The organism is Paraburkholderia dipogonis, from assembly GCF_046027395.1.
In the GTDB taxonomy this organism is placed as follows: Bacteria; Pseudomonadota; Gammaproteobacteria; order Burkholderiales; family Burkholderiaceae; genus Paraburkholderia; species Paraburkholderia dipogonis_A.
This window is the reverse complement of the sequence record NZ_JAQQEG010000019.1, coordinates 172,339-181,895: the sequence shown is the minus strand read 5'-3', so window position 1 is coordinate 181,895 and position 9,557 is coordinate 172,339. Positions and strand designations below refer to the sequence as shown.

At 60.8% G+C, this 9,557-nt stretch carries 6 protein-coding genes; 2 read left to right on the top strand and 4 right to left on the bottom strand.

Features of this window, described 5'->3' with window-relative positions:
• Together PQR32_RS20865 and PQR32_RS20860 are read right to left on the bottom strand one after the other, a co-directional pair.
• A partial coding sequence (locus tag PQR32_RS20865; protein WP_408231041.1) for an MFS transporter occupies positions 1-1,498 on the bottom strand: 1,498 nt, incomplete at its 3' end.
• Positions 1,499-1,912: 414 nt separating this feature from the next.
• Positions 1,913-2,587 carry an antibiotic biosynthesis monooxygenase family protein gene (locus tag PQR32_RS20860; RefSeq protein ID WP_408231038.1) on the bottom strand — a complete coding sequence of 225 codons (675 nt, stop codon included), beginning with the start codon at positions 2,585-2,587 and terminating at the stop codon, positions 1,913-1,915.
• A 478-nt stretch (positions 2,588-3,065) separates the two neighbouring features.
• Here PQR32_RS20860 and PQR32_RS20855 point away from each other — a divergent pair, with 478 nt between their 5' ends.
• Positions 3,066-4,022, top strand: coding sequence for a LysR family transcriptional regulator (locus tag PQR32_RS20855; protein WP_408231068.1), 957 nt, complete (start codon positions 3,066-3,068; stop codon positions 4,020-4,022).
• 54 nt (positions 4,023-4,076) lie between these two features.
• On the opposite strand, the gene mug is transcribed toward PQR32_RS20855, so the two are convergent.
• Together mug and PQR32_RS20845 are read right to left on the bottom strand one after the other, a co-directional pair.
• Positions 4,077-4,640 carry a G/U mismatch-specific DNA glycosylase gene (gene mug, locus PQR32_RS20850; RefSeq protein WP_408231065.1) on the bottom strand — a complete coding sequence of 188 codons (564 nt, stop codon included), beginning with the start codon at positions 4,638-4,640 and terminating at the stop codon, positions 4,077-4,079.
• A gap of 160 nt (positions 4,641-4,800) precedes the next feature.
• Positions 4,801-5,829, bottom strand: a complete 1,029-nt coding sequence (locus tag PQR32_RS20845; RefSeq protein WP_408231035.1) for a GlxA family transcriptional regulator — start codon at positions 5,827-5,829, stop codon at positions 4,801-4,803.
• Positions 5,830-6,436: 607 nt separating this feature from the next.
• Here PQR32_RS20845 and PQR32_RS20840 point away from each other — a divergent pair.
• On the top strand, positions 6,437-9,268 hold the full coding sequence (locus PQR32_RS20840) for a 2-oxoglutarate dehydrogenase E1 component (protein ID WP_408231032.1): 2,832 nt from the start codon (positions 6,437-6,439) through the stop codon (positions 9,266-9,268).
• The last annotated feature ends 289 nt before the right edge of the window (positions 9,269-9,557 follow it).

Genomic DNA, 9,557 nt, shown 5'->3' with positions numbered 1-9,557 from the left:
CGGCCTGCTCGTGGATCCGGTGGGCGAGTTCGCCGATGCTGTGAACCGCATCGATGCTCTGGCCCGTCACCAGCGCGTTGTTGCCCAGGTGGTCCACGAGCATGCTCGAATGGAAATGCTCGCGCGCAGTACCGAGCCCATCAATGAGCCCGGTTGCCGCGGCGCCGGTAAATGTTTTGAGTGTGTTGAACATGGCCGAGGCAAACGGGCCTTCCGTGGGAGGCAGGCCGGTCGTGACACCCATCAGGATCCCCATGATCAGCATCGGCTGCGCAACGATCTCCAGCGACTGCAGCCAGTAAAAGTTATCGCGAATCCACTCTGAGGTCATGAAGCTCCCCAGCAAGCAGGTGGTCGCGATCAGGCAAAGTCCAATGGCCATGACCCAGCGGTGGTCGATCTGCCGGAGATTGAGCAGCGCGGCGGTCGCAGGCAGCGCGATCAATAAAGGAATGGCGACGAGTAACGACAGCGGCGCGGTTTGCAGCGGCCGATAGCCGTGAATCTGCGCGAGAAACTGGCCGGGTATGGCGGCGACACCCACCAGCAGGATCACTGCGCCGACCAGTGTCAGAAGCCCGTGTGCGAAGTTCCGGCGGGCAAGCAGCTGAAGTTTGAAAAACGGCAGCGGATGAAACCACTCGTTGACGAGGAACGCCGCGAACAGGAGCATCCCGCCGCAGAACATCGTGGCGATAAACGTGGAATTCAGCCAGTCAAGCCGATCGCCCTGCAGCAGGCCGATCACGAGCATGGCGATGGCGGGATATCCGAGCAGGAATCCGGTCCAGTTGAATGAACGGAACCGTTCGAGCCGGGTGGGATCCGCCGGAAGTCCCTTGTAAATTGCTACGCAGCTCATCAGGCCAAGCGGCACGATTTGCCAGAATGCCATTTGCCAACTGACATATTCGGTCCACAAGGCGGCGAGAGGCGTGCCGAGCGCCGGTCCGAAGGTCGCGGTGAGTGCGTATCCCGCGAGTCCATATAACTTGATCTTCGGGGGCAGGTAACGCAGCGCGACGATGATCAGCATCGGCGGCAGACATCCGCCGGCGACGCCCTGCAGCGCACGCAATACATAAAGCGTCAGCAGGTTCGGCGCAAAGGGACACAGGAATCCAAGCAACATCACGGCCAGCACGGCGCCGATCGTGAATCGCTTCAGCGTGAACGTTACGCCGAACCACGGCGCGAATACCATCGTGGCGACGTTCGTGGCCTCGAAGAGGGCGGTCAGCCAGGTCCCATCGTCACGCCCGATCGAGAACGCGCCGCGAATATCGGCGAGCGCCACCGCGGTGACCTGTTCGTTCAGTATGGCCAGCAGCGACGCCAGCAACATGCCGAGCAGGCCGATAGCGAGGCGCAGGGGCAGTGTCGCTTCGGTGGAGGTCTGCGGCACGGGAGTGCCCGGCGCCGGTACAGAGACCGGCGCCGACGATGGCTCGGGCTTCGGTTCTCCTGTTCCAGTTATCGGTGGGTTGGCGGTGTTCATAAGGGTCCGGCTACCAGTGTTTAATGGGGCATGCCATCGGGAATCTTCCTGTCACGCCCAGTGCTCGCGAAGATCCAGCCGGCTCGCTACCGTATTGCTGCCGCGCGATGGGTTTATGAATTCTAGGCGGCGGCCCGGCTTTCTTAAAGCTGACACAGAACGCGTATCAGGCCATTTCGTGCGTAAATCTGGCCAATGTCACCGTCCCTACCTGGACAACGTGCGCACCCCCGGCAATGAATCTTTTCCATTCGGTCAACAGAACAAATTTTCACCGACATGGGGCGGCGCGAGCAGCCATCTTTTTGTAGCGACCGGGGGTAACCGCAGATGAATGGCGCAAACGCGAAGCGGCATACCAGCACGCCACTGGCCGCCGCCTCGTTACAGGGATCCGATCGCGCCGCGTCCAGCTCACGCCTTGGGCTGCACCTCTGCAAAGTACTGAGGCGCCTCGCGCCGATCGAACATGCCGTACTCCCGGACAATGCGGATGTGCCGCAGGCGCACGAACTTCGGCAGGGTCATATTGCGTTCGAAGGATTCAGCGGCCGCCAGGTCTTCCCACGTCGCCACCGCGATGACGTCGCCGGGTGTCATCAACGCGTCGAATGCGTCCCAGGCGACGAGACCGGGCGCCTTCGTATCGAGTCCGAGCGATTCCGCAACCTCGTCCGCACTTACCAGCTTGACCCAGTCTGGGGCATATGTCGCGTCGAGTAGCGTTACCGCCTTGCCAACTCCCGTTTCGGTTGTGTCGAGGCGTTGCTCGACCAATGTCTGCCCGGCAGGTACGCACGTATCCGCGACGGTCTGGCCAATGCGCAAGCGGTAGTCGGCAAACACACGATCGCGCGCCGCCTGTTGCACCTTGTGATGATTCGTCGTCACTCGCCAGCGTATCAGCGACTTCTCATCGCGCCAGCTCGATAGCGAGAGCAGCCATCCCTGGCGTGTCAGACTTGCGTAGCGGGTATTGTCGACGAAACCATCGATCGCTTCGAGCTCCGGGCGCAGCATCTTGGCCATGCCGAGATAGGCATCGAATTGTTCGGATAACGGATTGACTTCAAGCATGGCAGAAAACATGGATTCCTTCGTCTGGTTGAGGATGCCTGGTCATATGGCAGGACATGTCACCGCAGCGATGCAGTCGATTCAGCACCCTGTGACTATCGCGCGATGGGTTGCTTGATTGTCGGAGATGGAGAGGGCTTCCTGAAGCCTCAGCAGGCCGCGTATTGGGCCATTCCATGCGCGAATCTTGCCAGGCTCATCACGGATACCGAGGGGTTGCGTCGATCTGGAAAAGGTCATTTTCCGTTTGGTCAACAAAGCAGATCCCACTGAGACGGGATATCGCGAAGGCCATTTCGTTTGCGCGTTGAAAGAGTGCGAAATCGGCCATTCTTGGCCTTCTTCGAGTCAACCGCGGAAACAGAGTCTCACCATGCAGGACATGGCGCTTACTATTGCGGCATCTTCCTGGCGCCCGATGATGCGGCGTCCCCATGAGGAAGCCGCAGGTCTATTGGCACGCTGCAAACACATTCAAGTTGGAATCAAGATGGACAGATTACGCGAGATGGAGGTTTTCGTAGCCATCGTCGACCGAGGCAGTTTTACCAGCGCATCAGAGAAACTCGGAATGTCGGCCCCCGCGGTCTCGCGAGCGCTCAACTCGCTCGAAGCCCGCTTAGGCGCGCAACTGCTTGCGCGAACAACCCGTTCAGTCAGGCCGACGGAGGCGGGTATGTCATACCTCGATGCCTGCCGCAGGGTGCTGGATGCCGTCACGGATGCAGAAGCCGATGTCGCGGCTTGCCAGGACAACCCGGTAGGCACACTGACCATTTCCGCCCCGGTGCTGTTTGGCCAGCGATTCATCGCTCCGCTAATCGATGCGTATGCCCAGCGTTACCCGGACGTCAGCATTAACGCGGTGTATGTCGATCGCACCACGCGACTTCTCGAAGAGGGCGTGGATATCGCCATCCGGATAGGCCACCTGGGCGATTCTTCGATATATGCAATTCCGTTGGGTTTTGTACGGCGTCGAACCTACGCGGCCCCGGCTTATCTCGTGACGCATGGAGAACCCGTTCATCCCAGGGAGCTTGCCGACCACCACTGCGTGTCCCTCACGGGAGTAACGAATCCTCTCGAATGGTCGTTTTATGAAAACGGCTTGAGGCTATCGGTCCGGGTTCAGCCACGAATGATCGTCAACCTGGCGCCCGCTGCCGTGATGGCAGCCGTCGACCGCGTAGGAATAACGCAATTGTTTTCGTACCAGGCGGCTCCAGAGGTACTCAATGGAACGCTGCTGCCGGTCCTGACGGCATTCGAGCCCGAGTCGACGCCTGTCAACTTGCTGCACGTGGAGCGGCGAGGCGCAAGCGGTAAGATTCGGGCCTTCGTGGAGTTCGTGACCGAGACGTTGCGCAGAAACGTGCATCTTCAACACACGGAGATTGCGATGACTATGAATGGGACCTCTGGAATTTTGAGTCCAGTCAAATAGCGCGTGCTGAAGGGCTAAGTCGAATTGTGCGGGCTAGTCCACGCGGCGAGTTCTTCAAGCTCGGACCGAACCCGCGGGCGCGACTGCAAGACGAAGTTCCCGATAGGCAGTCACCAGCGCATCGAGGCTGAATGTCCGGTTCAGGCCGCTAGGATTGGGCAGTACCCATACGCGGGCCCCGCCGAATGTTGCCGGTTGCGGGCCCCATGGGATGTCGCGGCTGCCCGACATTGCGCTGAGCGCCATCTTTCCGAGGAAGGCAACGCATTGCGGCGCGTATCCTTCAATCTTCTGTTCGAACTCCGTCGCGGCCGCTCTGAATTCCCAGTGTGATAGCTGGTCCGCTCGTGCGGTCGGACGCGAGACCACCGTGGTGAGACCACAACCATGCTGCAGGAGCGTGTGGTCGTCTTCGGGACCAATCTGTTCGGGAGTAAAACCCGCCAGATGAACGGCCCGCCAGAACCGATTGCCTCTGCCGGCAAAATGGCGGCCGGTCGACGCCGCGCGGACGCCCGGATTGATGCCGCAAAATACGACTGATAAGCCCGGCTCAAGGAGATCAGGAAGAGATTGAAGTGAATCGGAGCGGGTCACGGATGGTGTAAGCCTATTCATGAAGTACATTCGAGGAGTCGAGTGGCAACAACAGGCTACCTCCACCACACTCACGCGCGCAGTTTGGACCATCCCATCACCGCGGACAAGCGGCAAGAGCGTCGATTTCAGGTCAAATGCGCCGCGATTCTTGCCAGCCCGACCTCAGTAGACCCGAGACCTAATCGACAGTTTCCAGTTCCGCTGTTTCGACTTGCTCGTCGATATCACTAGATGCCCACTGCTGATTGCCTACCGAACCGCGGAATCGTTGGCGATACTGTCTGGGCGTGACGTTGAGCCGCCGGAAGAAAGTGGCTCGCATATGTGTGGCGCTGTGAAAACCACAATTGAACGCCACGGTCTTGAGAGGCGCATCTGTCTCCTCGAGCAGCTTCCTCGCGGTGTCGACGCGAACCTGTTCGACAAACGCGGACGGCGTCACCTTGGCATACTTCGCGAATAGCCTCGAGAAGGTACGGCGGCTGACTGAAACGGCGCTGGCAAGCTGTTCGATCGATAACGCGTCGGTGATGTGCTCGGTCACATACCGCAGCACCTTGCCGACGATCGGATCCTGGTCCTTCCGTACTCCGACGTAAGGACTGTATTGAGACTGTCCACCTTCTCGCTGGATATAGACCACCAGACGTTTCGCGACCCGCACCGCCAACTCGTGCCCCCAGTCTTCCGCCACTAGCGAAAGGCACAGGTCTATGCCCGCCGTCACGCCAGCAGAGGTAAAGAGCCGTCCGTCACGAATGAAGATCCGGTCCGGCTGCACGCGTGCCTGAGGGAACTCGTCAGCGAGGCGGTCCGCATCTGCCCAGTGGGTCGTCACTTCCTTACCGTCGAGCAGCCCGGCGTGCGCGAGCACGAATGCTCCGTTGCAAACGGAACCGAACCGGGTTGCGCCGCGCGCCTGGTCTTGCAACCACTTTAGAAACTCGGGCCGTGGCTCGGCGTTGGGCAACCGCGGTCCGCCTGCTACCAACAGCAGGTCGAATGGCGTGTCGAAATCCGCATAGCCATAGGGAATCGAGAGTTGCATCCCGTTCGAGCACGACACGGTGCCGGCCTCGTTTCCCAGCAGAAACACCTGATACTTCTGGTGTTCAGGGAGAAATGTGTTGGCTTCCGCGAATACGTCCAGGGGGCCCGCGACATCCAGCGCCTGCACATCATCGAATACAACAATGGCGACTTTCATGCCGTGACCCTCGTTCCTCGTTGCTGGACTTCATGTCCGCGTCCTCGAGCGGGTCGATCGACCCACCGTTCCCGAATCCGCGCGCGGCCGGTGAGCGGCTTGCCTGCCGGCTCGCGACACAGATGTCTCTTCGCTGGACCCACTATAAGAGCGAAGCGCCGCGGGATAAATGCGTTGCGCCGAAAATCACTTGTTACACGAAGTGGGGGTACGCAAACCGGGAAACACTGGTAAAGCGGCGCGCAGACCCGTTCGTTGGCCGTCGCGAGGGCGGAGTCAGGGGAACGCCGTTTATTGCGGCACGCCTCATGACCTGTTCGTAGCCGACGCGCAGTGCGACACCGGCTACGTGGCCCAAATCTCACCCCGATTGGCCAGCGACGGCGCCAACGATGCACACGGTCGCCGTGCCGACTACCTATGCTTTATCTCATCAATGCGGCTGGGAATTCGAAGCTCGGGCGCACCAGAGAATCTGTCGTCGGCGAAATGGTCGTCCGTCCTTAGCCCCTGGTTGCACGCCGGACTGGCCACCATGAGGCTACAGCCGCCTCACCCCATGTCACGGTCGAAGTTCAGACCGGACGCGATCGAGGACAGATTCATCATGCTGATTGAAAAAATTCAAAGCTCTTTCCTGTTCGGCGGAAACGCCCCTTATGTCGAGGAGCAATACGAACTCTACCTGGCTGACCCGGCGTCGGTCGCGGATGTGTGGCGCGCGTATTTCGATGCGTTGCGCGAAACGCCCGCCATCGACGGCAGCGACCGCGATGACGAACCGCACGCGCCGGTCGTTTCCACCTTCGTCGAGCTGGGCAAGCGCTCGCGCGCCACGGAGATGACGCTCGATGACGGTCTTGCGATCGCCAGAAAACAGGTGGCGGTGCAGTCGCTGATTGCCGCGTTCCGCATGGTCGGCACGCGCAAGGCGAAGCTGGACCCGCTGTTGTGGACTCCGCCGCAGGCCTCCGTCGAACTCACGCCGGCGTTCTACGGCTTGTCGGCGGCAGACATGTCCACGCGATTCAGCACGGCCGACACGTTTCTTTTCGACGAAGACGCAACGCTGGGCGAGATCGTCGCGGCGCTCGAACAGACCTATTCCGGCACACTCGGCGCAGAATTCATGCATCTGACCGATGCGGGCGAGCGGCGTTGGTGGCAGATGCAACTCGAGTCGACACGCGCGAGACCTTCGTTTTCGGTAGCGGAAAAAAAACGGTTCCTCAAACGTCTGACGGCTGCAGAAGGGCTGGAGAAGTACCTGCACACGCGCTATGTCGGGCAAAAGCGCTTCTCGCTGGAAGGCGGCGAATCGTTGATCGTGCTGCTGGACGAGCTCGTTCGTTATGGCGCATCGAAGAAGGTCAGCACGGTGGTGATGGGCATGGCGCATCGCGGGCGTCTGAATGTGCTGGTGAACATTGCCGGCAAGCCTTTGCGCGCGCTCTTCGACGAGTTCGAGGGCAAGAGCGGCGACCCTCTCCCGGCCGGCGACGTCAAGTATCACAAGGGCTATAGCGGTGTCACGCAGACAGACGATGGGCCTGTCGATGTCGTGCTCGCATTCAATCCCTCACACCTGGAAATCGTCAACCCGGTCGTGCAGGGCATGGCGCGCGCCAAAGGAGACACCTCGGGCGCGGGGGACGGAAGCGAGGTGCTGCCCGTCGAAATTCACGGTGACGCGGCAATGTCCGGGCAAGGCGTCGTGATGGAGACGTTGAGCCTGACGTACACCCGCGGGCACGGTACGGGCGGAACTGTCCACGTCGTCGTCAACAATCAGATCGGCTTTACGACTTCGGATCCGCGCGATACGCGCTCGTCGTTCTACTGCACGGACATCGCGAAGATGATCGAGGCGCCGGTTCTGCACGTCAACGCTGATGACCCGGAAGCGGTGGCCATGGCCGTGCGGCTCGCGCTCGACTATCGCGCGGCGTTCAGGCGTAGCGTGGTGATCGATCTCGTCTGCTTCCGCAAGCACGGGCATCAGGAGCAGGACACGCCCGCCATCACGCAGCCTCTCATGTACCGCGCGATTACCAGCCACCCTGGCGTGAGGACCGTGTACGCGCAACAGTTGATCAAGGAAGGCGTGGTGACGCCGGAGCAGGTCAAGGACTACCTCGACGCACAGCGCGACAGCCTCGAGCACGCGCGCGAGAGCGAGCCGCTCGAGGCATCCGTTCCGCCACACGAAATACCCACATGGCCGGAGTTTCTCGAGGACTATGCCGGCCCCGTCCAGTACGGTCCTCCATTGCTCGCGCAGGTGCGCGAGCTGGCGCAGCAGATCTCGACCGTTCCGGACGGTTACGAAATCCATCCACTGGTCGGCAAGATGGTGGCCGCACGCCGCGAGATGGCCGTGGGAAGAAAGCCGGTCGATTGGGGCATGGGCGAGCACCTGGCATTCGCCTCGTTGCTCGGCGCCGGGATCGATGTCCGCTTGAGCGGGCAGGACAGCGCGAGGGGCACGTTCAATCACCGCCACGCCGTTCTGCACAATCAGACACGCACGAGCCGGTCGGAGGGCGTCTACATCCCACTCGATCATATCGACGGCGCACGAGGCCGATTTACGGTGACGAACTCCATTCTGTCGGAGGCGGCCGTGCTGGCTTTCGAGTATGGCTACTCGACGGTGAACCGCAATGCGCTCGTCGTGTGGGAGGCGCAGTTCGGGGACTTCGCGAATGGTGCGCAGGTTGTGATCGATCAGTTCATCGCAGCGGGCGCCGCAAAGTGGGGGCAACTCAGCGGCTTGACCCTGTTTCTGCCGCACGGGCAGGACGGGCAGGGACCGGAACACGCGTCGGCGAGGCTCGAGCGATATCTGCAGCTGTGCGCGCAGGACAACATGCGGGTAACCCAACCGACCACGCCCGCGCAACTGTTCCACTTGCTGAGGATGCAAGCGGCTGTCTTCGATCGCCGGCCGCTCGTCGTGATGACGCCCAAGTCGCTGCTGCGTCATCCGGAAGCGGTCAGCACGCTCGACGAACTGGCCACGGGTGCGTTCCGCGAGATCCTGGCGGACACGCAGATCGAGCCGTCGCGGGCGTCGAATGTGGAGCGCGTCATCGTGTCTTCGGGCAAGGTCTACTTCGACCTCCTCGAATATCGCCGCACCTCGGGTGTTGCCGATACGCCGCTCATCCGCGTCGAACAGCTGTATCCGTTTCCGTCCGGGCAACTCGCCGCTCAGTTCGCGCGCTATCCGAATCTGAAGACCGTGGTCTGGTGTCAGGAGGAATCGCGCAACCAGGGTGCATGGAGCTTTATCGAACCGCAGTTGCGCGAGATCCTGCCTTCGGCCGCGCAATTGCTGTATGCGGGGCCTGCGGCTTCCGCGTCGACCGCGCCCGGTTATCACGCGGTACATGCGGCGAGACAGGCGGCGCTTATTTCGAGTGCTTTCGCGGAATAAAGGCGCATGCCTATTGCGGTGGTGCTGCACGCGGACTTTCAGTCGCTCGAGGCGTGGACAAGCGGGCCGAGTAGCGACCGTTCGCATGCAACCGGAAAGAGCCGCGGACGGGGTGTCATCGCAATGGCTCAAATGCGGCCTATCCTGGCCCATATACAAGCTCTTTTACGCGTGTGCTCAACTTCAATCATTGTCAGAATGACTAAAACCGTTTCTCACGATTCTTCCAGACGCACATCAAAAAAGTGCTAGATGGGCTGTGCTTCGTACGGAGAACCCGTCGGAGCAA

Excerpts from the sequence above, each read along its gene's own strand:
- PQR32_RS20840 (WP_408231032.1), top strand. The coding sequence starts at position 6,437 with ATGCTGATTGAAAAAATTCAAAGCTCTTTCCTGTTCGGCGGAAACGCC.
- PQR32_RS20855 (WP_408231068.1), top strand. The coding sequence starts at position 3,066 with ATGGACAGATTACGCGAGATGGAGGTTTTCGTAGCCATCGTCGACCGA.
- mug (WP_408231065.1), bottom strand. The coding sequence starts at position 4,640 with ATGAATAGGCTTACACCATCCGTGACCCGCTCCGATTCACTTCAATCT.
- PQR32_RS20845 (WP_408231035.1), bottom strand. The coding sequence starts at position 5,829 with ATGAAAGTCGCCATTGTTGTATTCGATGATGTGCAGGCGCTGGATGTC.
- PQR32_RS20860 (WP_408231038.1), bottom strand. The coding sequence starts at position 2,587 with ATGTTTTCTGCCATGCTTGAAGTCAATCCGTTATCCGAACAATTCGAT.